This window comes from Paraburkholderia sp. ZP32-5, from assembly GCF_021390495.1.
GTDB lineage: Bacteria > Pseudomonadota > Gammaproteobacteria > Burkholderiales > Burkholderiaceae > Paraburkholderia.
Genome location: NZ_JAJEJP010000002.1, coordinates 1,226,484 through 1,247,566 on the forward strand (window position 1 = coordinate 1,226,484; position 21,083 = coordinate 1,247,566).

Consider the following 21,083-nt stretch of genomic DNA (forward strand, 5'->3'; position numbering starts at 1 on the left):
AAGAGCGCAATGCGTCAGGCGCGGCGCGGCCGTGCGCATGCGATGCACAGGAAGCGCCAGCGCGGGAGGACAGCAAATGTACCGTAAAAAAATTCACAAATCGCATTTTTGTCTGAGCGCCGCGGGAGCCGTCGGTTCGAAATATGTCACGGCCGGCCATCGATTTTTTTGATGCGCTACGCATCAATGGCATTTTACCGGCGAAACGGTGACGCAACGGTAGGGAATGCGCGAATGGAGTGGCAACAAAGGACAATCACACGGTGAAGCGACACCGGAACGCATGCCGGCGCCCCGGCGCGTCTTCAGCTTGCCGGCATCTTGTCCAGCTTCGCCGCCGACGTTTTCAGGCCCTTGAAGATCCGTTCCGCGACCCTGGCCGGAAAGCGCTCGGGCAATGCCGCTGCGACCCGCTCGATCACCGCGGGCGTCTGTTCGATCAGGCGCTCGATCAGCGGCTCGGCGTCGGCGCCGTACGAGCATTTCACGGCCATCGCGTTGAAGTGCCGCCGCTGGATGTCGCGAAACGCGTCGTGCTTGCTGCGCGACCACATGCCCATCGCGAGCCGCGCCTTGTACCACGACCACTGGTTCGGACCGTTGCCTTCGACCGGCCAGATCGACATCACGTCGTACAGCGGCGTGAGCCGGAAGCGGCCGCCCGCGAGCAGGCGGATGCTGAAGTTTTTCGCGTGACCGTCCGGCGCCGCCAGCATCCAGAACAGGATCTGGCTCGCGAGCAGCGTTTCGAGGTCTTCGCGTGCATCGACCGATTGCTGCAGGATCCGCGCGAGTTCGCGCACGCCGGGGCCGCCCTCGTTTTCGTATTTGCGGTGCGACGGCACGCCGTACACCTGGCAGAAGTCTTCCTGCGGCAGACGCAGCAGCCACTTGCCGCTCGAATGCATCTGCCGGTCGAAGCGCTCGACGGCCAGCACCCGTTGCTTGCCGAAACGAAGCACCTCGGCGTTCGCGACCGGCAGCCCGTATTCGCGCAGAATCCGCAGACACAGCCATTCGTTTTCCACCGACGTGCTGAGATCGGCGAGCCGGTTGCCGACCAGTCCGAGCGGCAGCTTGAAAATATGCGTGGTCGGCGTCGCGCCGTGCGGCCGCTGCCATTTGCCGTCGTGCCACAGCAGCGCGGTTTTTTCCTGCGCGCCGGCGAGCGAGATGCGGAAGTCGTCAGTCGGATCGGGGGAGCCGAGCGCCGGGCCGCCGACCGTTTGCGCGAGCAGCGCTTCGATTTCGTCGTCCGAAAGAGGCGTGCCTTCGATCCTGTCGACACCCGTCGGCGCGTCGTCTTCGCCAAGCAGTTGGACCGCGCCGACGCAATCGCGGCCGATGGCCTGCAGCAGATCGAACGCATCGAGCGTTTCGGTTTGATAACGCTGCGCGATGCGTTTGCGGATCGCGTCGCTGTCGGGCAGCAGGTTGTCGAAGTAATTGAGCACCCGTGGCCCCCGGTGCGGCAGGTTGCCGGGCATGAACGGCAACGACAGCGACAGCGGCCGGCCCGCGGGCGAGGCGGTCCATTGCGGGTCGTAGCTGAACGTCATCGGGCCGCGTGCCGGCAGGCGCCAGACACCCACGCGCTCGCCATTGGCCCATACCGACAGTGCCCGTGAGTGGGTTGCCCGCGCCATTGTCACCACTCGACGGTCGATGCCGGCACGGAGACCGTCTGGTGCTTGTCGAGCACTTGCAGCTGCAGGCCGTACGCGCCGCACAGCGCCAGCAACTGGGTCAGCGTGAGCGCGCTCGCGTCGGTTTCCAGCGCCGAAATGCGGCTTTGACTGACGCCGATGCGCGAGGCCGCTTCGATTTGCGTGAGACCGGCTTGCCGCCGGCTGGCGGCGAGCAACTGCGCTAGCTGGCTCGACGTGGCAATGGCATGGAGCATGGCGAATTATCCGTGAGACGAATAAATGCATTTTATTCGTGACACAGATATTCGTCAAATATGCGTGTCACGAATATTTGACGAATATCTGTGTGGCAAATAATCGACGCGAAGCCGGCGAGCCCGGCGCGCGGGGCCTGCACTTCACCCGCCAGGCCGGCATTCGCGGCGAGCGACATTGCGGAGCACCCCTTCGGCCTGCGAAGATGACGCCCACCTTCGACACCGTCCCACCTGATGACCACCACGTACCCGCTGCATTCGAATTTCACCCGCGCCGACCAGCCATTCCCGACTCATGCCGATGCCGTGATCGCCGGCGCCGGCATCATGGGCTGCGCGGCGGCTTATTATCTGGCGCGCCGCGGCATGTCCGTGGTCGTGCTCGACAAGTCGCGCATCGCCGGCCAGCAGTCGTCGCGCGCATGGGGCTTCGTGCGGCAGCAGGGCCGCGAAGCCGCCGAGGTGCCGCTGATGATGGCGAGCATCCCGTTGTGGAAGGAACTCGAACGCGAGCTGAACTTCGATCTCGAATGGCGCCAGGGCGGTTGCCTGTACGTCGCGACCGATGAAGAGGATTGGGCCTCGTTCCAGCAATGGATGGACGTCGCGCGTCAGTACGGGCTCGACACGCGCACGCTCGATCGCCGGCAGATCGATACGGTCGTCACCGGCATGCAAGGCCCGGCGCTCGGCGGCCTGTACACGCCGAGCGATGGCCAGGCCGAACCGCGTCGCGCCGCTGCCGCGTTCGCGGCGCGGGCGACCGAAGCCGGCGCGTTGTTCTTCGAAGGCTGCGGGGTGGTCGCGCTCGAGCGCGCGGGCGGCGCGATTGCCGGTGTCGTTACCGAGCGCGGCACGGTGCGCACGTCGCGTTTTATCTGCGCGGCCGGCGCGAGCAGTTGGCGGCTATTGCGCACGCTGGGCCTCGAATTGCCGCAGCAGGCCGTGCGCGGCACGTGCATGCGCACCAATCCGCTGCCGCCGATTACCGCGTCGACGTTCTGGGGGCACGGCCTCGGCGTGCGGCAGCGTGCGAACGGCACGATCAATCTCGCCGACGACATGCAGGCCGATGTCGATATGACGCTCGGCCATTTCCGCGCGCTCAAATGGTATTGGCCCGAACTGTGGAAGCAGCGCGAGAAATTCAGCTTCCATCTGAACGGCGCCTGTCTGCGCGATCTGCGTGCGCGTCTGCCGGGCGGCGTGCCCGACGCCGAGCGCGTGCTGTACCCACGCGACCCGCAGCCGCAGCCGAACGCGAGCCATGCGCCGCGCGCGCTGCAGAAGCTGCGCGCGCTGTTTCCGGCGTTGAAGGACGCGCAGGTCGTCGAGGCGTGGGCCGGTTTGATCGACGTGCTGCCCGACGGCATTCCGGTGATCGACGCGCCGCCGCAGGTCCCGGGTCTCACCATCGCTACCGGCTTCTGCGGTCATGGTTTCGCGATGGGGCCGATCGTCGGCAAACTGCTCGCGGAAATGAACGATGGCGTCGCGGCGTCGCTCGATCTGTCCGCGTTCCGTCTGCGGCGTTTCTTCGACGGCACGATGCAGCGGCCGCGCAGCATGCTGTGACGCCGCGTCTTTTCCGTTTTCCACCGCGCAAGCCCGAGGACCGATCCACACGATGAACGAACCCGTACTCCGTCACGCCGATGTGCCGTACTACACGCAATGGGGCAGCCCCGAATGGGTGCGCGATATCGTCGAGCGCCAGTGCGACCCGTGCGACGATCCGCACTGGCGGCGCAGCGGTTTCGCCGATCCCGAGCGCTACCGCTTCTGGGCACAACGGCTGTGCGGGCTGACGTGCCTCGAATCGGCGCTCGATTACTGGCGCATCGGCCACGCGCCGCGGGCGGCCCTGCTCGACGAAGCACTGCGGCACGGCGTCTACCGGATGCGCGAGGACGGCGGTGTCGATGGCCTGATCTATCGGCCGTTCGCCGACTGGGCGGCGCAGGCGTTCGGCCTTCAGATCGACGTGCTGCCGCAGGCGTCGCTCGAGGACATCGCCGCGCGGCTGGACGCCGATACGCTCGCGATCATCTCGGTGAGCCCGGAGATCCGTTATCCGGAGCGGCCGAACCAGCGGCAGGGTGGGCATCTGATCCTGCTGCACGGGCGCGATCGCGAAGGCGTGTGGTTTCATAATCCGTCGGGCGTCGTGCCGCATCAGGCCGATGTCTATCTGCCGTTCAAGACGATCGAGCGGTTTTACGCGGGCCGCGGGATGACGCTGCGCCGTCGCGATGCAGGCGAGGTCTAGCGCTCACGTGTGACGCTCAGGCCCGTTTTCTGCTGCCGCAGCTTTCATCGAGTTTCGACGAGCGGATTTGCCATGAATCGAGCCTACTGCCTGATTGCCGCCGGCCTCGTTGCGCTGGGCGCCACCGCTTACGCGAATGGCGCGACGCGTGATGAACAGGCCCAGGCATGCCGCGGCGACGCCATCCATTTCTGCGCCGCGGAGATTCCCGACAAGGAGAAGATCACCGCGTGCATGAAGCAGCACATCGACGAACTGAGCCCGGCTTGTCGCGCGATGTTCAGGAACGGCAAGGGTGGCGATAAGAACGGAGCGCGGTAAGGGGCGCTTACCGAGGGGCTTGCTAAAGGACCTTGCTAAAGGACCTTGCTGAAGGGCCAGCAAAGGGGGCGTACCAAGGCGGCTCGACGCGCGATCCATCCTCATCCACGCCGCCCGGCTAGTCATTTTCGTGCCGCTCGGTTACGGTGATGCGATCCCCGCCATCGACGGGCCGGCCCGCAGCCCGCTCGCGAGCCAACGACCGATCGATGGCGGACCCGGCTGGCTCCCGCGTTCTCACGCAGCATCAGGCGAGCGATAAAGCAGCCGGGCTCAACCCTTCACCTGCACTGGAAAGCCCGCTCATGACCCGCCCGACCACGCCGATTTTCGATGCCGCCGAGACCGCGCGGCTGATGCCGTGCGCAGCGCTCGTCGACGCGTTGAAGCGCGCGAGCATCGACTACGCGCGGCAGCGCATCACGAGTCCCGAGCGGCTGGTCGTGCCGCTCAACGCGGGCGGCATCATGCTGTCGATGCCCGCCACCGCGCCCGATCTCGCGATCCACAAGCTCGTCAACGTGTGCGCGAGCAACGGCGCGCGCAATCTGCCGACGATTCACGGCCAGGTGATGGCCTTCGACGCCGATACCGGCGAGACGCTGTTCGTGCTTGACGGTCCGACCGTGACCGGGCGCCGTACCGCGGCGATGTCGATGCTCGGCATCGATACGTTCGCCGCCCACGCGCCGCGAGAATTCCTGCTGATCGGCACCGGCACGCAGGCGCTCAATCATCTCGACGCGATCGCCGAGCTATACCCCGATGCGCGCGTGTGGGTGAAGGGCAGCGCGCCCGCGCGCGCCGACGCGTTCTGCGCGGCGCGGCAAGGCAAGGTGCGCGAGCTGCGGCCGCTCGCGAGCGACGACGCGTCGATTCCCGCTTCGGTCGATGTCGTGATCGCGCTGACCACCAGCAGACAGCCGGTCTACGACGAAGCGGCGCGCGACGGACGGCTGGTGATCGGCGTCGGCGCATTTACGCCGGAGATGGTCGAGATCGGGGCGAATACGATCTCTGGCAGCGCGCTGTTCGTCGACGATCTGGCCGGTGCGAAGCACGAGGCCGGCGACTTCATTCAGGCGGGCGTGGACTGGGCGCGCGTCGGCGGGATTGCCGATGTGCTGGCGGACGCGACGCTGTCGCCGACGAAGCCGGTGGTGTTCAAGAGCGTTGGCTGCGCGGCATGGGATCTGGCCGCGTGCCGGGTGGCGCGCGACGCGCTGGGCGCGGGCTGAGGTTCGCGCGTGCCGGCGGGCGGCGCGTACGTTCGTTCGTAAGAATCGGACAGGAGAGCGGGTGAGCGCGGCGCGCGTAGTTGCGATGCACGAAACCCACGCGCGTCATCAGTCGATTCGCCGGCAAAAAGTCCCTAATAAACAGACCTCTGTCGCGCAGGCTTGGCATCTTGCGCCAAGCTGCGGCAGATGTTGCCGTGCAAACTCCGCGAAAACGTTGCACCATACACGTCTGCCGGAACGAACGCCGCCGCGGCCATTTGCCATTTGCGTGTTTGTCCGTGTGTGCGCCGGCCGGCTGCCGAATTCCCTCGAAGCCTTCTCCATCAAGACGCTGCGACCCTTGCCATGACGATCCAACAAGCTTCCGCTACACCCGACCTGCCGCTCGACATGATCATCTTCGGCGGCACTGGCGACCTGTCGTTCCGCAAGCTGCTGCCCGCGCTTTACATGGCGCATCTGCACTGCAATCTGCCCCCGGACACCCGCATTCTGACGATCGGCCGCAAGCCCTGGTCGCGCGCCGAATACATCGCCGAATTCATGGAGCAGAAGGCGAAGCCGTTTATCGAAAAGAAGGCGTTCGATGCGGCCGCATGGGACAAATTTCTCGCGCTGTTCGAATACGTGCGCATGGATGTCGATTCGCAGGAGGACTACCTGCGCCTGAAGGAAGCGTCGCGCGACGGCGTGCGCCGTGTGTTCTATCTCGCGACGTCGCCTGATCTGTTCATGCATATCTGCGACAACCTGTCGAGCGCGGGCCTCGTCGACGAGCACTCGCGCGTTGTGCTCGAAAAGCCGCTCGGCCACGATCTCGCGTCCGCGCAGGAGATCAACACCGCGGTCGGCAAGCATTTCAGCGAAGCGCAGATCTACCGGATCGACCACTATCTTGGCAAGGAAACCGTGCAGAACCTGATGGTGCTGCGCTTCGGCAATCCGATCTTCGGGCCGCTGTGGCAGGCGCCGTACATCAAGAGCGTGCAGATCACCGTGGCTGAAACGGTGGGTGTCGGCAGCCGCGCGGGGTTCTACGACAAGACCGGCGCGTTGCGCGACATGGTGCAGAACCACCTGTTGCAACTGCTGTGCATCGTTGCGATGGAACCGCCGGTGTCGCTCGATCCGGACGCGGTGCGCGACGAAAAGCTCAAGGTGCTGCGCTCGCTGCGTCCGATGACGCCCGAGGACATCGTGCGCGACACGGTGCGCGGCCAGTACACGGCGGGCGCGGTGGACGGCGAAGCGGTCAAGGGCTATCTCGAGGAAGACAACGTGCCGGCGGGCAGCCGCGCGGAGACTTTCGTCGCGCTGCGCGCGCATATCAACAACTGGCGCTGGGCCAACGTGCCGTTCTTCCTGCGCACCGGCAAGCGGATGCAGAAGAAGCTGTCGGAGATCGTGATCGAATTCTCCGAACTGCCGTTCTCGATCATTCCGAGCGGTGGGCGCAACTATGGCAACCGTCTCGTGATCCAGTTGCAGCCCGAGGAGTCGATCCAGTTGCAGGTGCTCGCGAAGGAGCCGGGCAGCGGCATGCATATGCTGCCGGTCAGCCTGAATCTGGACTTGCAGCAGGCGTTCGCCGAGCGTCGCGCGGAGGCGTACGAGCGTCTGCTGATCGATGTGATCCGCGGGCGTCTGACGCACTTCATGCGGCGCGACGAACTCGAAGCGGCATGGGCGTGGGCCGAGCCGATTCTCGACGGCTGGGCGAAGTCCGGCGAGCGGCCGCGCTCGTATTCGGCGGGCACCTTCGGGCCGGCGGCATCGACCGCGCTGATGGCGCGTGAAAATGCGGTGTGGTCGGAAGAGGAACAGTAAGTCTTCGGTTTTGGAAGCAATGATGAAAGGGGCGCGCGGTCCTGAGGACGGCGCGCCCCTTTTGCATCCGGCGAATGTATTGGGCCGCAATTGCTGGAATCGCCGGCATTGATGGTGCAGTGACGCATCTGCAGTTGCGCGCATCGACACGCATACAGAACGCCATGGCGCGGTGCTTAAGTGCGGCCGCCATGACGCTGCTCATATAGCCGCGATCAAGCAGCAGATCGGTGCGCGGCTGCAGTACATTGAGCCAGTACGCCCGTCAGTCAGCGTCTCTATTGGCACGCAATTCAATCTCAAAAAATAGGATAAATCGTATTTGCTAATTATTAACAAAATCGTTGATTAATTCCGACATCTCTTTTTAATTCGATTGACGATTTTTTGGCGCAACCCCTAAATTCCGGTGTCGATAACTGCAAATGCAACGGTTTCACCTCGTGCTTTTCAACCGGAATGGGATGTGTGTATGAATGCAGTGACAAAAAGTTTCACCGATGCGCTGCGCCACCCGAGCGCGCGTCTCAGTCAGCGTTTGCGGGTCTGGGTCGGGATACCCGAACACGACTTCGATGTCGTCAGGTTCCGGGTGCGCGGGGGATTCTGCAACGACTATACAGCCGATGTAACGGTGACTTCGTCACGACTCGATATCGACGGCAAGCAGTACGTTGGACGGCGAGCGGGGCTGCAGATCGACGAACGCGTGGCCGTGCCGTCGGTCAACTATGTTGACCCCGTCGATCATGAAGCCGCCACCTTCAACGGCGTGATCACGCGCATCAAACGGATCGGCGTAAGCCGCGACGAAGCCACCTACCGGCTACGTATCGAGCCGCGCTTTGCTGCCCTCTGCAAGCGGATCGTCAAGTCGGACACCTTCAAGGACGTGACGCTGCAGGAGTTGATCAGACAGGCGCTGGTCGATCGCAAGAACTTCGACGCATTCGACGTGGAGTTCCAGATAGAAGGGCTGCAGGAAAAAATGGAAGAAGTAGTGATGTACGAAGAGTCATTATGGAACTTCATCACCCGTCACTGCCGCCGCAAGGGCGTTTTCTGGTTTTACAAGCAGGGGCGAGGCAAGAGTGGCCGGCTCGATACGATAGTCTTTGCCAACGATCCACTCGCCTATGTCCGTTCAGTCGATGTCCCGTTTATCCCGGATTCGGGCCTTTCGGCCGGGTGTCACGAGGCGGTACTGTCGCTCAACGACGCGCGTGCCCTTGTGCCCGCCACGATCGAGCTGTATGAGCGGAACTACCGGACGCCCGAGGACCCACTACGGGCAACGGCGAACATCTCCAGCGAAGCAGACGACCGCTCGGTGTTCGGACAGATCAGCCGCAGCGCAGAGTTCCACCTGACGCAACGGCAGGGCGAGGCACTCACGCAGACGCGACGTGACGAACAGATTGCGCGCCAGGTGACGCTCTCCGGCACGACGAACGCCTTGGGCATTGCGCCGGGCGTCGTGATGAAAACGACCAATGTGAAGGTGCCTCGCGCTGAATACGGGTTCGTGATCACGTCGATGGTCATGAAAGGCAGTCGCACGAAACCGGCACACGCCCGCTTCAAGGCGATGCCTGCGCATCTGGCCTACAGGCCGAAATTCGACTATGAGCGGGACTGGCGTTTTCTGAAAGGTCCCGTCGCAGGCGTTGTCACGACTTTTGATTCGACGCCCTACGGATGTATGGACGAGCACGGTCGTTACCCCGTCCTGCCGAAGTTCCTGCAGGGTGCGGGCAACACCGACCGGCAACTGCTGAAACTGCGCCTGCTGCGCGTGTCGTCATCGGATCAGGGCGGTTTGCATGCGCCTTTGCTGCCGGGGACCGAAGTGTTGCTGGAGGGCGCGCACGCGGATGTGGACCGTTTGCATATCACCGGCGCCCTGCATGACTATGCGCACCGCGATCCGGTTCGGAGTACGGATGCGTTGTATAGCTATGCCATCTGGCGTTCTCCATTGCTCGGTGCCGAGGTCGTTTTCAACGATCTGAAGGACAAGGAAAGCGCACGCCTCGCAACGGTGTACAGCCAGTCGGCGGTGAACCTCGGTTATCTGCTCGATAGCAAAAAGCTGCCGCGCGGGACGGGCTACGAGGCGACGACCCTGGCGTGGGCGACCATGCGCGCAGCGAAGGGACTGTTCTTTTCGGCGGACGCGGCATCAGGGGCCGACACGCAACACCTGGACATGCCCGCCGCCGTCGCGCAGCTAAAGGCGGCTCTTCAGCGCGTGACGGATCTAGCAACGGCGACAACACAGGCTGGGGCCGATCCTGCCGATCGTGCCACCCAGTCGGCGTTGCTCGACGGGCTGAATGAACTGCGCGACGCGGGGTTGCTCGCCAGCGCCCCCGGCGGCATGGCGTTCGTCACGCCGAAATCGATGCAGCACTCGGCGGGGCAGAACGCGATCGTTACGGCAGGCCAGGATATGGACGTGAGTGTCGTCCAGCGCCTGCGCATGGCGGTGGGCGGGATGATCTCGCTGTGCGCGCACAAGCTCGGCATCAACCTCACCGCTGCGAAGGGCAAGTTCACGGCCTCGGCGCTCACTGATGGCATGGACCTGTTCGCGAAGCAGCAGGTCCGCATTGCCAGCGAAAGCGCAGACATTCAGCTTGCCGCGAAAACGAAGATCGCGCTCAACAGCGGCGGGGCCTCGCTTGAAATCGAGGGCGGCAGCATGACGTTCCGTTGTCCCGGTGCGTTCAAGATCAAGGCGGGCTCGTTCACGTTCGTCGGTCCCGACAACGTGCCGACCCAGTTGCCGTCCCTGCCGAAAAGCAGCCTGAAGATTTCCGATCCGTATTCGTCATCCCACTGAAGCCATGATTATCAGCCCTCCCTTTCTTCCGGCGTCGGGCCTCGCGGCTAGCGATGCGTCGAAACCGGATCCCATGATGGACTTCGTCGACCAGTTCGAGATCGGTCATCACGGAGTCTGGCCGGTCACCTTCGACCGGCGTTCTCATTGCGCTATCCATCTGAATCCTGGCACGCGGGGTGCGGGCCTGGCAGAGCCGGTGCGCGCGATCGCCGATGGAGAAGTCGTCGCATATCGCGTTTGCAAGAACGCTGTCTCGGACGGCACGCCCGATTCGGCGACCGGGCTGCCCGTGCTGAATTCGAACGCTGGCTTCGTCCTGCTGCGGCATAAGACCGATACCGGCGACGGACGCACGATTACGTATTACTCGCTCTACATGCACCTGAAGGACATGACTAACCAGGACGACATCGTCCCCCAGCCTAACGACCCGCCGGAAACCGGCTCGGCGAACGCGTTACCCAAATGGCTGCTTGATACGGCGGGGGGCAAGGACGGGGTGGTCCAGATGGGCGGCACGAAGAAGGTGTACCGCAAGGACGTGCTCGGCTACATAGGTCAGCATCAAGGTGTCTCGCATCTGCACTTCGAAATCTTCATGGCAGACGACGATTTCACAGCCTGGTTCGACAAGGTACAGATCGGCGTGAAACAACCGGCTCAGCCGACCACGGCCGACTACTGGGGGCACAGCTACTTCGTCATTTCCGGCCCGCAGGAGTTTTATCCGCAGCCTGCGGGTATGGATGAGAAGTGGTTTCCTCTCGTGCCGGGGGGCTCGCTTGGCGCAGGCGATACGCTCTATGTGGAGGCTTGGTTCAACAAGGGGCGGCGCTTTGCGCGCGCGTGGATCGATAGGGGCGGCAGCGGCAAAGTGACACTGCTCACGCCCGACCCCATTGCTGATCCATATGACAGCGGGACCGACAGCCACCACAACCCAAAGCGCTATGAATACGATTTGTGTGATCGTGCGATGGCGCTCTATCCGGCGTGCCCGAGTGATGGCTATGAAATGCTGCGGTTCGGACGCATTCTCTCTGACCATCCGACGTTGACAGGGGCGGCATGTGCCACATGGATCGCAGTGCCATTCGACGAAAACGGCACGCTGGGCTATGTCAACATCGCGCCGGATGCGATCAAGAAGCTGTCCGACGCGGATTTTCCATTCTTCACGGGATGGCAAAAGGTCGATGGCGACAACACGCCGTTCAACGACGCCGGACGATGTGATTACGCCACGCTTTGCGGGTTGACCTGCATCCAGGATTCGATGCCATCGGCGCAACCTCTCGAAGTCGATCCAAACAATAACAATGAGGTCGACCTGCAGCTTGCCAGTTACGTGCAGAACACAGATGGTGTAGACGAAAAGCTCCGGGGGATGGTGTTCAAGGCGCGCAGCGAGTGGGATCCGTCCAACAACGAAGAGCGCTACAAGGATTTGAACGACCCATATGGGTTCTTCGGCAAGCAGAAAGATACCAATCCCGATGGATACGCCAAGTTCACCGATTTCCTGAGCAAGTTCCAGTTTCTGAACAAGACGCCGCTTGCCGGGCAGCAACTCTGGTTTTTTCACCCGCTGGCGTTTATTCGGCACTTTAGGAAGTGCGGGTGGCTTAATGCTCAGGAAATGGCAGAGTGCTTCCCGCGTAGCTTGCTGCAGTTAGAGTTGGCTCAATTTCGACCATCAAAGCTCGCGTGGAATAGCGCGCTTTCACATGCGGAGAAATGGAATAAATCGTTCAATATAGGAACAAGGAAGTATGGAATTAATTCGATTCGTCTATTGCATTTTTTGTCGCACGTTATTCCTGAGACCGGCAGACTGAGCTTGGTCAAGGAGGTTGGTGGTGAGCACAAATCTTATAACCCTTATTATGGGCGAGGGCTTATTCAGCTAACGCACCTCGAAAACTATACGTCTTATGGGAGTTTTCGGAAATTTCATTCCGAAGTCGTGCCCGAAAAATTTCATGCACTTGGATGGAATCCTGATGTCTTGATCGCTAAAGACAATAGTGGTGCACAAAATTCTGATAATTGTGTCGATAGCGCTTGCTTTTATGTTGTGAAACGAAGTGGAATGCTATCGCACGTGGATTCTGGTGTTGCGCAGAACGACGCGATCAGGGTAAGTAAAGATGTTAACGGTTATGTGGCTATCGAAAATCTTAATGGATTGGAGGTTCGTCTTCAATCGATCGTGTATTTGCGAAATATTCTTACTGACGAGATATTCAAAAGTGAGCAGGTGGCCATAATTTTTGAGTGGCGGAGAAACTCTCAAAAAGAACCGGTCTTGGACGCGCAGGGTGTTCCCGTTATGGAAGGCCACCCACCGCATCAGCATCCGAAAAAGAAATTTTACAAAACGACTCACACCATCAATGCATCTATTGAACGGCAGATCCCTTAATGAAAAAAAAACTTAGCCAACTATGCGCCGTCGCTGTCATATTGCTGCCAGCAGTCGCACACTGTGAAGTTTCAGAGGAGATATATTGCTTCGATTCCAACGGGACGGGATCAAAGAATTTCGGCCTTCATGTTTTGTACGACGATGCCGCAAAGTGGTCTGGAGCTTTTGTGAAGTATCGCGGTGCGAAATCGGCAATAACGTTGGTATCAAAAAATGAAGAACCGGAAGAGATTAGTCCGGGACGTCCAGATCAGGTGACAACCACATGGTATGAAGTCTACGGAGGAAAAATCACAGGGGAGTATGAAATGATGAGTCAAGGTGCAAATATATATTCCATGATTTACAAGAATTATGGGAATCGCAAGCAGATTTCGTTTATTTTTGATCCCGAGGCGCTAGCGAAGAATGGCTCTGAATGCATTTGGTGATATGGCGAGCCCTTTTATTTGCGCAGGGAGGTTGCTTTCCACCGCAAACGACAATCCAATGACGAATCAACGTTCATGATTTTTTAATTTTTATTACATTGTTTTTTTCTCTGGACTGGCGTGCGCTTGCGGGACTGATGCGCAACGCGAGAAGATGACAGAAAAGCTGTACGCAGACGCGGAAATGCAGAAATTTGTTTGTGGCGAAAGCGACTCGTGCTCCATGGAAGATTTCAAGGCCGGGCTGCAATTTCAAAAATACGAAGGTCGATTCAACGGACAGGCCCTTTCGGTGTGCCTGGTTGAGCCGATCTTGACGGCGACCAACTTCTACACCGGAGTATTCGTTGGGAAAAATGGCGGCTATGCGTTTCAATTTATCTCGTATGGAACCGCGTCAAAGTCCGGCTCAACAAGGCCGGGATTCTAACGATTCTTGAGTACAGTACCAGCGATCCAGATAATCCGGACTATTCGTTGAATCAATATTTGTGGAATGGTCAGGCGTTCATCTTCTATCACACGGTGCCACTGCGTAACTGAACCCACAACAAGTTAGATGAAATCCCCCATCCGCAAAGGCGACAAACTCGAACACGGCGGCGAAGTCACCGGCGGCTCACCATGGTTCGAAGTAATGGGCCGCCCGCTTGCCCGGAAGGGCGACGAGGCGATCTGCGAGCAGCGCGGGCCGACCGCAATCGACGAGGGTTACGCCAAATTTCCCGATCGCGACGGCAAGGAGGTTGCCTTCCATCATTACCGCTGCGCGTGTGGCTGCCGTCTGCTCTCGTCGCTCATGAATTTCAACATCGAGTAATGCCAGTTGATCTTTCTCCCGCCGGACGCCCCAGCGGGTATCCGCCCAGAATGCGTTTCTGGCCATGGGCGGCAAAGTGGTTCGTGTGCAACGTGTTCGGTTCGGTGTGTGTGCTGCTTGCGTGGCCGAAGGGTGAGCCTGCGCGTGGTCTCGAATTCTGGAGTTGGATTGTCGGAGCACCGAACGGCGTGTTTCTGGTCCTGCTCGGCTTGGCCCGGGCAGGTTACGAGATCCTGTGGTATCGCTCGTACTGGCGCAACCATCATCGCGACCGCTGGCTTGCGGAAAAAATCCGGCTCGCACAGCGCCCGCTGCATGTAGTTGGTGCCGGGTATTGCCTGCCGCTCGCGGGCAAATCCCTTGTCGGCGTTCTTGCAGACAAGCAGTCGCTCCTGAAGATGCAGAGCCCCCGACATGGCTCAGGTAAGGTCTCGTGCAGCCGCTTTGAGGACCGTGACCCCCTGCTGGCCGGGCTGCCAGTGGCGGGTGAAGACGATAGCGAGGGCGACGACGCTGGCGTGCTGGTGAAGGTTGCTCCCGCTGTCCAGATGATCCGTGTTGCGCTTGAACCGCTGGTCGGCAATATTCAAGCGCTGACCCGATACGAAAAGCCTTACTGGCCGCAGGTACGCGTGCTGGCCGTGCCGGAGACTGCCGACCTGTACGTGGCCCATGTTCGGGAGGCTTTGCGGCTGGCTGCGCTTCCACCACTCGATGTTCAGGCTGTCCCCGCGACCGATGGTCTGCTCGTGGCCGACAGCTGGCTCGACGCGCGCGAGAGCCGTCCGCTTCTTGCGGTCGCCGCAGCATGGTACGACGATGCCATCGACGAAGGCTGTGCCGAAGGCAGCGTCGCCGTGCTGCTCGATCCCGGTTACTTTCGGCTTCCGCCCGAAGTCCGCCGCAAGGCTGTGTTGCACCGTCCCGTCCAGGCCATCAATGGCGAGGCCGAGTACGGTTTTGCGAATGCCGCGATCTGGGGCAAGGCCAAGGCCGCAGCGGTGACGCGTGCGTGGATCACGCGCCCGGTTGAGCACAGCGGCCGCGCGCTCGCTGCCGCCGGTTTTCAGGCCGCGTCGAAGGACGCCGCACAGCACAGGCTCGATCGCATTGTCGGCAACATGGGCGCGGCAAACAGCCTGCTGGCGATTGCAGCTGCCATTGAGGCCGGTGCCACGGTCGGCCCACAACTGGTGGTCGATGGCCTGCAGTCAGCCATCCTCCACGTCATACCGGCAGAACAAACCAACGCTTCCACGCATGACGACTCCCCAAAATAACCTGCGGAACATGGCGCCCGAAGCCGTCGCCAGCAAACCGGCTCCGAGCCGCGTGGCGATCTGGGGCATGCCCCTCGCAGCGCTCGTCCTCGCCATTGCCGCCCTCCTGGTGGTCTGGTTCGGGAATGACCGTCTTGGCATCGCTGATGGCGCACTTCGCACGCAGCTGTTGATCGGTATTCCGGTCGTGCTGGTTGTCGTTGTGATCGCCCATCTGTTCGCGGTATCGACGGGTGCATACGGCGGGGCCGCCAGACTGTTCCGCGCTGAAACCGGCGACCGCACGAACGCGGCGAAGCCGCCCAGGCGCGATGCGCGACTGCAGCGCGTGTACGAGGAACTACGTGTTTCGCGCGGCTGGCGCTGGCGCCACCGCCCACGCTGGCTGCTGGTGCACGGCACGGACGAGCGCATCGACCAGGTTGCCCCCGGCCTGAAACAGGCGGGGGTCATGCAAGTGGCCGACGCCATTCTGGTACACGCGTCGCCGGACGGCATCGACAGGCAGAGGTGGCTGAGCCAGATCAGACGGTTACGGTGGCGCTACCCGGTCGATGCCATGGTGCATGTCACCCGCGCGGGCGATCCCGAAACTGAACTGCCGCGCACGCTGTCGGTAATTGCGACGGCGCTGGGCTGGGCCGCGCCGGTCACGTTCCTGCATCCGGTCGCCACACATGGCAGCCAGCCCGAACAGTTCGATGCTGTGGGTACGTTCATGCGGAACGATTCACATCGACAGACGGAGTTCGCCGCCATGTTGCCGGCGCTGCTTAACTCGGTCGAGCAGAGGTCCGCGGCCGCGGGCGTTCACCTTTGCACCCGGAATGACCTTCGGGCGACAGGGTTGATGGAAATCTCGAAGTATTTGGGCGAGCATTGCGAGCGCATCGTCAATGGCTTGCGGACGCTGGCTGCGTCGCACTGGCTACGTGCGCCGCTCGCGGGCATCATGTTCGCACCAGTTTTTCCGGGCCCTGTCGTCGCTCCTGAGCCGGTGACCAACGGTGATGGGATGTCTGTCCAGCCTATCGACGTGTCGTCAGCAGTCACGGTCGAACGCGCACAGCCTGCCGCGGTGCTGCCGGTGTGGGGCGCGATCGCGAGTGGATCGTCCGATTACCGAGGCCGACGCGTCGGGTTCTACTGGCCCAACGCGCTGGCCACACTCGTTACGGCGGTAGCAGTTGCCTGGTGCGTATGGATGACCCTGTCGTTCATCGGGCAACAGCAACTGATGCGCGAAGCCAGACAGGTTGCGCAGACCGCCGTCGATGCAAAGCCTCAAGCGGCCGATTCCTGGCGCGCCCAGCTTGCGCTCCAGCAATTGATGGAAAAACTCGAATATCGCCAACATTCCGGCGCGCCTTGGTACCTGCGCGCGGGCCTGTCGCGTAACGACGATCTTCTCGCGACGCTCTGGCAGCCGTACCGTATCGCCGCGACCGGCAACCTGCAGGCGCCGGTCGTGCGAACCATCACCGATCTGCTCAAAGCCGCGGGCAATGCTCGCGCCGACGCATTGCAGTCCCGCGACATGCGTGGCAGCACTTACGACGCACTGAAGTCTTACCTGATGCTCGGCGATCCCACTGGTGCCGACGCCGCATTCCTCCGTCACACGCTCGTCTCCCTGTGGCGACGTCCAGTAGAAATGTCCGAAGGCGAGCGGGACGATACCGGTCGTCGTCTTGCAGCTTTCTACGCCGATCACCTGAATGCGCATCCCGAATGGCGCATCGTGCCCGATGCGAGCCTTGTGAATGCGACCCGCAACATGCTGGTCACGCAGATGGGACTCGCGTCCGCCGACGACACCGTGTACCGGCGCATCCTCGACGAGGTCAAAGGCAAATATGCGGATGTATCGCTTGCGACGCTGCTCAACGGCGCCGATGCAAAGGGGCTCTTCAGCAGTTCGCTAACTGTGCCGGGCATCTACACGCGGGCAGCGTGGGACGGCATGATCGCGGACGCCATCGACAAGGCCGCAAGCGAGCGACGCGTGAGTGGCGACTGGGTGTTGACCGGCGCGCAGCCGTCGCAGACCATCGGTAACACGCTTGCACAGGGGTCGATCCGCACCGGCGCCGCGAGCGATGAAAAGCGGGCCGCCGAAGCACTGAAGCAGCGGCTTACAGCACGCTACTTCGCGGAGTACACCGCGGCCTGGCAGACCATGCTCAACAGCCTCCAGTGGCAGCCAGCGACGAACCTGAATGGCGCAATCGATCAACTCACCCGCCTCGCCGACGCGCAGACCTCGCCGCTGATCGCGTTGATGAAGTCGGTGCAGTATCAGGCACAGGCGGGACGCCCCTCGCAGGCACTCACGGACAAGCTGGTACGCAAGGCGCAAAGTCTGATCCCCCAAGGGGACTTTCTGCAGGGCGTCGGCAACGACGACAACGCGCAGGCATCGACCGTCAATCCGCTGGACAAATCATTCGGCCCGCTGCTCGCATTGATGGGAGAGACTGGCGGCGCCGCGACGGACGGCGCGAACGGCACAAGCGTCAACGCAGGGACGTCGGCGAATATCGCGTTGAATGGCGTGAGCCTGTCACGCTATCTGACGGCCCTCACGACGATGCGCCTGAAGCTGCAGCAGATCGCGAGCAGTCCCGACGCGCAGGCGATGGCGCGCTCGCTTGCACAGGCAGTATTTCAGGGCAAGCTCTCCGAGTTGTCGCAAGCCCGCGATGACGCGGCACTGACAGCCGCAAGTCTCGGCTCCGCATGGGCGGGTTTCGGCAAGGCGGCGTTTGAGCAGCCGCTCGAAGCCGCGTGGCAAACGATCCTGCAACCGGCCGCGGCAAGCCTGAACGAAGCATGGCGCACCAGCGTCGCCGCACCGTTCAATGCCGCGATGAGCGGTCGCTACCCATTCTTCGATACGCAGGCCGATGCATCCTTCGCCGAACTCGGCCGTTTCGTGCGTCCCGACACCGGACTGATTGCCCGTTTCATGTCGACGCAACTGGCAGGTGTGCTGAAGCTCGAAGGCGATCACTGGGCGCCGAACGAACTGGCGCCGCAGGCACTGCAATTCGATCCGAAGTTTCTTGCGGGGCTGCGCCAGCTATCGACGGTCGGCGCGCAGTTCTACATGAAGGGCGATGCCAACGAACGCTTCGAGATCATGGCCTTGCCGACGCCGAACGTGACGCGCTCGGAACTGTCGATCGACGGCAAGCAGATCGTCTACTTCAACCAGCAGGAAAGCTGGACGCCGCTCGCATGGCCCGGTGACGGCCTCAACGGGCACGCCGGTCTGACGTGGCAGACAATCAACGCGGGCCTCAGGCAGGCGTTCGATTCGACGGGCGACTGGGCGTTCCTGCGCCTGCTCGCGAAAGCCGACGTGAAGCAACTGGACAGCACCCGCTACCAGCTCATGTGGAACGATGCGAATGGTGACCCGTTGCGCTACGTGCTGCGCACGCAGGTCGGAGCCGGTCCGCTCGAACTGCTGAAGCTGCGCGGGTTCCAGATGCCCGAAAGAATTTTTGTTGTCGGCAAGGCGGGGGCCGCACCGATGCTGCCTCCGCTGCCCACGGAGCTACAGCCATGACGGGGCGCGGGTTGTGCCACTAAGGTTTGGCCCGTCGACGCGGCTGTGGCAGGTCATCGATCCCGTGCGCAACGGGGCGGTCGGCCGCGAGCAGACAAAGCGAGGCGTCGCAGGCAAAAAGCGTCAACCAAAAAGCCCGCGCCGCATGCAAAAAAACCATCCATTGCGCGGGCAAATTCCAATTACTTCCGCAACGAATTCATATCCACCACAGCCCGATACTTCGCATCGCTCTTGAACATCCGCTCGTACGCATCATCGATCTTTTGCATCGGAATTATCTCAATATCAGAAATAATCCCATGAGGTGGTAATTCCGCTCGACGTAACCGGTACGGTGCAGATGGACAAGGCGCTTTACGATCGCGTCGCGCATGATCCGGCGAAGCGGACCCTCATCACGCAACTGTTCAGGAAGCTGAACGGCTATGGTTTCGACGGCAAGAACGGCTTCGAGACGAACCGGAATTTCACGACGAACTCTGGATTTGCAGAAGGCCTTCGCCGAACGTCGCGCGAAGGCCTACGAGCGTTTGCTGATCGATGTAATCCGCGGGCGTCTGACGCACTTCATGCGCCGCGACGAACTCGAAGCGGCATGGGCGTGGGCCGAGCCGATTCTTGACGGCTGGGCGAAGTCCGGCGAGCGGCCGCGTTCGTATTCGGCGGGCACCTTCGGGCCGGCGGCATCGACTGCGCTGATTGCGCATGAAAATGCGGTGTGGGCGGAAGAGGAACAGTAAGTCGCGGGTTTCAGAAGCAATGGTAAAGCGGCGCGCCGTCTTGGAGATGGCGCGCCGCTTTACCATTGGGCCGAACATCGTGAGCTGGATACCATGCTTATTCCGCGCATCGATGATGCGGTGAATGACTGGGGCAGCATCACAGGTTGATTTCGTCCAGCGTGCGTCTATGATGATTTGCCCTGGCCGTGGCACGGCGGCATTTCAAAGAGGCATCGATGAGGCGAATTCTGATGGCATTGATCTGCGCAGCGAGCGTGACCACCGTTGTTCATCACTCCGCTTACGCCGGCAACACGCTCAATGCCCCGGCGGGTCCGCCGAAAATCATCATCGATAGCGACTACAACACGCTCAGCGACGACGGTCAGTTGGGCGTGATGGCCGCGCAATTGCAGGCGCAGGGTTCACTGAAAGTACTCGGCATTACCGTGGTGTCCGGCAATCAATGGCTGAAGCAGGGCGTTGCCGATGCATTGAAATCGGTCGAGCGCCTCGGTGTTGAAAACCAGGTCGGCGTGTACGCAGGCGCCAATTACCCGCTATCGCACGACTTCGCGACGATTCGGGCGGAGCTGAAAGCATTCCCCGGCGGCGACGGTTATCTCGGCGCATGGAATACGCCCGAGCCGAAATCGGATAGCGACCTCGTCGCGCCACCAGATGGTTTTGCGACCCATACGAAGGTGCAAAGCCAGAGCGCGGTGGATTTCATCGTCGAGTCGGTGAAGCGCTATCCCGGCGAGGTGACGATACTCGCGATCGGGCCGCTGACTAACATTGCATTGGCGACGCGCGCGCATCCCGAGATCGTGCCGCTGATCAAGCAAATCATTTATATGGGCGGCGCGATCGACGTGCCCGGCAATACCACGCGAACCGCCGAATTCAACTGGTGGTTCGATCCCGAAGCGGCGAAAACGGTTCTGCATTTGCCGATCAAACAGGTGGTGATTCCGCTCGACGTGACCGATACCGTGCAGATGGACAAGGCACTTTACGATCGGGTCGCGCATGATCCGGCGAAGCAGACCATCATCACGCAACTGTTCAAGACGCTGAACGGCTATGGTTTCGACGGCAAGAACGGCTTCGAGACGAATCCCAATTACACGACGAACATCTGGGACACGCTGACGCTCGCGTATCTGATGCATCCATCGTTCGCGACGCAGACGGTCGACGAGTGGGTGGACGTGGATACGAGCTTCGGCACCAATGACGGCAAGGCAACCGGCTATACGAGTTCGCCGCCGGCGGGTTTGCGGAAGATGACGGTCGTCAAACGCTTCGACAATCCGGCCTTCTTCGATTTCTACGTGGATCTTCTGACGCGGCCGGTACCGGTCAAGCTACCGGACTGATACGCGCGTGACGAGTACCGCGCGCCTGCTC

15 protein-coding genes and 3 pseudogenes are annotated in these 21,083 nt (G+C 61.5%); 15 read left to right on the forward strand and 3 right to left on the reverse strand.

Annotated features, from left to right (window positions below):
* Positions 1 to 305 precede the first annotated feature (305 nt).
* The gene (locus L0U82_RS24245; RefSeq protein WP_233835225.1) at positions 306 to 1,646 is read right to left on the reverse strand and encodes a type II toxin-antitoxin system HipA family toxin; all 1,341 of its coding nucleotides are present in this window, start codon (positions 1,644 to 1,646) and stop codon (positions 306 to 308) included.
* Between the two features lie 2 nt (positions 1,647 to 1,648).
* Positions 1,649 to 1,903 carry a helix-turn-helix domain-containing protein gene (locus L0U82_RS24250; protein ID WP_233835227.1) on the reverse strand — a complete coding sequence of 85 codons (255 nt, stop codon included), beginning with the start codon at positions 1,901 to 1,903 and terminating at the stop codon, positions 1,649 to 1,651.
* A gap of 237 nt (positions 1,904 to 2,140) precedes the next feature.
* On the opposite strand from L0U82_RS24250, the gene L0U82_RS24255 reads away from it, so the two are divergent.
* The 12 genes from L0U82_RS24255 (at position 2,141) to L0U82_RS24310 (ending at position 18,945) form a co-directional block, all read left to right on the forward strand.
* Positions 2,141 to 3,481 (forward strand): NAD(P)/FAD-dependent oxidoreductase, encoded by a 1,341-nt coding sequence (locus L0U82_RS24255; protein WP_233835228.1) that lies wholly within the window; start codon positions 2,141 to 2,143, stop codon positions 3,479 to 3,481.
* A 52-nt stretch (positions 3,482 to 3,533) separates the two neighbouring features.
* The gene (locus L0U82_RS24260) at positions 3,534 to 4,175 is read left to right on the forward strand and encodes a C39 family peptidase (protein ID WP_233835229.1); all 642 of its coding nucleotides are present in this window, start codon (positions 3,534 to 3,536) and stop codon (positions 4,173 to 4,175) included.
* A gap of 72 nt (positions 4,176 to 4,247) precedes the next feature.
* On the forward strand, positions 4,248 to 4,496 hold the full coding sequence (locus tag L0U82_RS24265) for a hypothetical protein (protein ID WP_233835230.1): 249 nt from the start codon (positions 4,248 to 4,250) through the stop codon (positions 4,494 to 4,496).
* A 305-nt stretch (positions 4,497 to 4,801) separates the two neighbouring features.
* Positions 4,802 to 5,734 (forward strand): bifunctional Delta(1)-pyrroline-2-carboxylate/Delta(1)-piperideine-2-carboxylate reductase, encoded by a 933-nt coding sequence (gene lhpI / locus L0U82_RS24270; RefSeq protein WP_233835231.1) that lies wholly within the window; start codon positions 4,802 to 4,804, stop codon positions 5,732 to 5,734.
* 348 nt (positions 5,735 to 6,082) lie between these two features.
* Entirely contained in the window at positions 6,083 to 7,564 is a 1,482-nt protein-coding gene (gene zwf / locus L0U82_RS24275) for a glucose-6-phosphate dehydrogenase (protein ID WP_233835232.1), read from the forward strand.
* Between the two features lie 472 nt (positions 7,565 to 8,036).
* On the forward strand, positions 8,037 to 10,409 hold the full coding sequence (locus L0U82_RS24280; protein ID WP_233835233.1) for a type VI secretion system Vgr family protein: 2,373 nt from the start codon (positions 8,037 to 8,039) through the stop codon (positions 10,407 to 10,409).
* 73 nt (positions 10,410 to 10,482) lie between these two features.
* A complete protein-coding gene (locus L0U82_RS24285; protein ID WP_233835235.1) occupies positions 10,483 to 12,837 on the forward strand; it encodes a hypothetical protein in 2,355 nt (784 codons plus the stop codon).
* Positions 12,837 to 13,271: a hypothetical protein gene (locus L0U82_RS24290; RefSeq protein WP_233835237.1), complete on the forward strand. Its 435-nt coding sequence runs from the start codon at positions 12,837 to 12,839 to the stop codon at positions 13,269 to 13,271. Before L0U82_RS24285 ends, L0U82_RS24290 begins: the two co-directional genes overlap by 1 nt.
* Positions 13,272 to 13,425: 154 nt before the next feature.
* Positions 13,426 to 13,701 carry a hypothetical protein gene (locus L0U82_RS24295; RefSeq protein WP_233835239.1) on the forward strand — a complete coding sequence of 92 codons (276 nt, stop codon included), beginning with the start codon at positions 13,426 to 13,428 and terminating at the stop codon, positions 13,699 to 13,701.
* 129 nt (positions 13,702 to 13,830) lie between these two features.
* A complete protein-coding gene (locus L0U82_RS24300) occupies positions 13,831 to 14,091 on the forward strand; it encodes a PAAR domain-containing protein (protein ID WP_233835240.1) in 261 nt (86 codons plus the stop codon).
* Positions 14,091 to 15,371 (forward strand): hypothetical protein, encoded by a 1,281-nt coding sequence (locus tag L0U82_RS24305; protein WP_233835241.1) that lies wholly within the window; start codon positions 14,091 to 14,093, stop codon positions 15,369 to 15,371. Before L0U82_RS24300 ends, L0U82_RS24305 begins: the two co-directional genes overlap by 1 nt.
* Positions 15,352 to 18,945 (forward strand): ImcF-related family protein, encoded by a 3,594-nt coding sequence (locus L0U82_RS24310; RefSeq protein ID WP_233835242.1) that lies wholly within the window; start codon positions 15,352 to 15,354, stop codon positions 18,943 to 18,945. Before L0U82_RS24305 ends, L0U82_RS24310 begins: the two co-directional genes overlap by 20 nt.
* A 182-nt stretch (positions 18,946 to 19,127) precedes the next feature.
* Here L0U82_RS24310 and L0U82_RS24315 read toward each other — a convergent pair.
* Positions 19,128 to 19,250, reverse strand: a pseudogene (locus L0U82_RS24315) (NAD(P)-dependent alcohol dehydrogenase); the annotation flags it as partial.
* Here L0U82_RS24315 and L0U82_RS24320 point away from each other — a divergent pair.
* The 3 genes and pseudogenes from L0U82_RS24320 to L0U82_RS24330 form a co-directional block, all read left to right on the forward strand.
* A pseudogene (locus tag L0U82_RS24320) lies at positions 19,250 to 19,426 on the forward strand (nucleoside hydrolase); the annotation flags it as partial. The pseudogenes L0U82_RS24315 and L0U82_RS24320 overlap by 1 nt on opposite strands.
* A gap of 1 nt (position 19,427) precedes the next feature.
* A pseudogene (locus L0U82_RS24325) lies at positions 19,428 to 19,688 on the forward strand (glucose-6-phosphate dehydrogenase); the annotation flags it as partial.
* Between the two features lie 218 nt (positions 19,689 to 19,906).
* Positions 19,907 to 21,052, forward strand: coding sequence for a nucleoside hydrolase (locus tag L0U82_RS24330; protein WP_233835243.1), 1,146 nt, complete (start codon positions 19,907 to 19,909; stop codon positions 21,050 to 21,052).
* The last annotated feature ends 31 nt before the right edge of the window (positions 21,053 to 21,083 follow it).

Bases quoted from the DNA above. Each gene is read 5' to 3' on its own strand.
- L0U82_RS24245 (WP_233835225.1), bottom strand. From the start codon at position 1,646: ATGGCGCGGGCAACCCACTCACGGGCACTGTCGGTATGGGCCAATGGC.
- L0U82_RS24250 (WP_233835227.1), bottom strand. From the start codon at position 1,903: ATGCTCCATGCCATTGCCACGTCGAGCCAGCTAGCGCAGTTGCTCGCC.
- L0U82_RS24255 (WP_233835228.1), top strand. From the start codon at position 2,141: ATGACCACCACGTACCCGCTGCATTCGAATTTCACCCGCGCCGACCAG.
- L0U82_RS24260 (WP_233835229.1), top strand. From the start codon at position 3,534: ATGAACGAACCCGTACTCCGTCACGCCGATGTGCCGTACTACACGCAA.
- L0U82_RS24265 (WP_233835230.1), top strand. From the start codon at position 4,248: ATGAATCGAGCCTACTGCCTGATTGCCGCCGGCCTCGTTGCGCTGGGC.
- lhpI (WP_233835231.1), top strand. From the start codon at position 4,802: ATGACCCGCCCGACCACGCCGATTTTCGATGCCGCCGAGACCGCGCGG.
- zwf (WP_233835232.1), top strand. From the start codon at position 6,083: ATGACGATCCAACAAGCTTCCGCTACACCCGACCTGCCGCTCGACATG.
- L0U82_RS24280 (WP_233835233.1), top strand. From the start codon at position 8,037: ATGAATGCAGTGACAAAAAGTTTCACCGATGCGCTGCGCCACCCGAGC.
- L0U82_RS24285 (WP_233835235.1), top strand. From the start codon at position 10,483: ATGATGGACTTCGTCGACCAGTTCGAGATCGGTCATCACGGAGTCTGG.
- L0U82_RS24290 (WP_233835237.1), top strand. From the start codon at position 12,837: ATGAAAAAAAAACTTAGCCAACTATGCGCCGTCGCTGTCATATTGCTG.
- L0U82_RS24295 (WP_233835239.1), top strand. From the start codon at position 13,426: ATGACAGAAAAGCTGTACGCAGACGCGGAAATGCAGAAATTTGTTTGT.
- L0U82_RS24300 (WP_233835240.1), top strand. From the start codon at position 13,831: ATGAAATCCCCCATCCGCAAAGGCGACAAACTCGAACACGGCGGCGAA.
- L0U82_RS24305 (WP_233835241.1), top strand. From the start codon at position 14,091: ATGCCAGTTGATCTTTCTCCCGCCGGACGCCCCAGCGGGTATCCGCCC.
- L0U82_RS24310 (WP_233835242.1), top strand. From the start codon at position 15,352: ATGACGACTCCCCAAAATAACCTGCGGAACATGGCGCCCGAAGCCGTC.
- L0U82_RS24330 (WP_233835243.1), top strand. From the start codon at position 19,907: ATGAGGCGAATTCTGATGGCATTGATCTGCGCAGCGAGCGTGACCACC.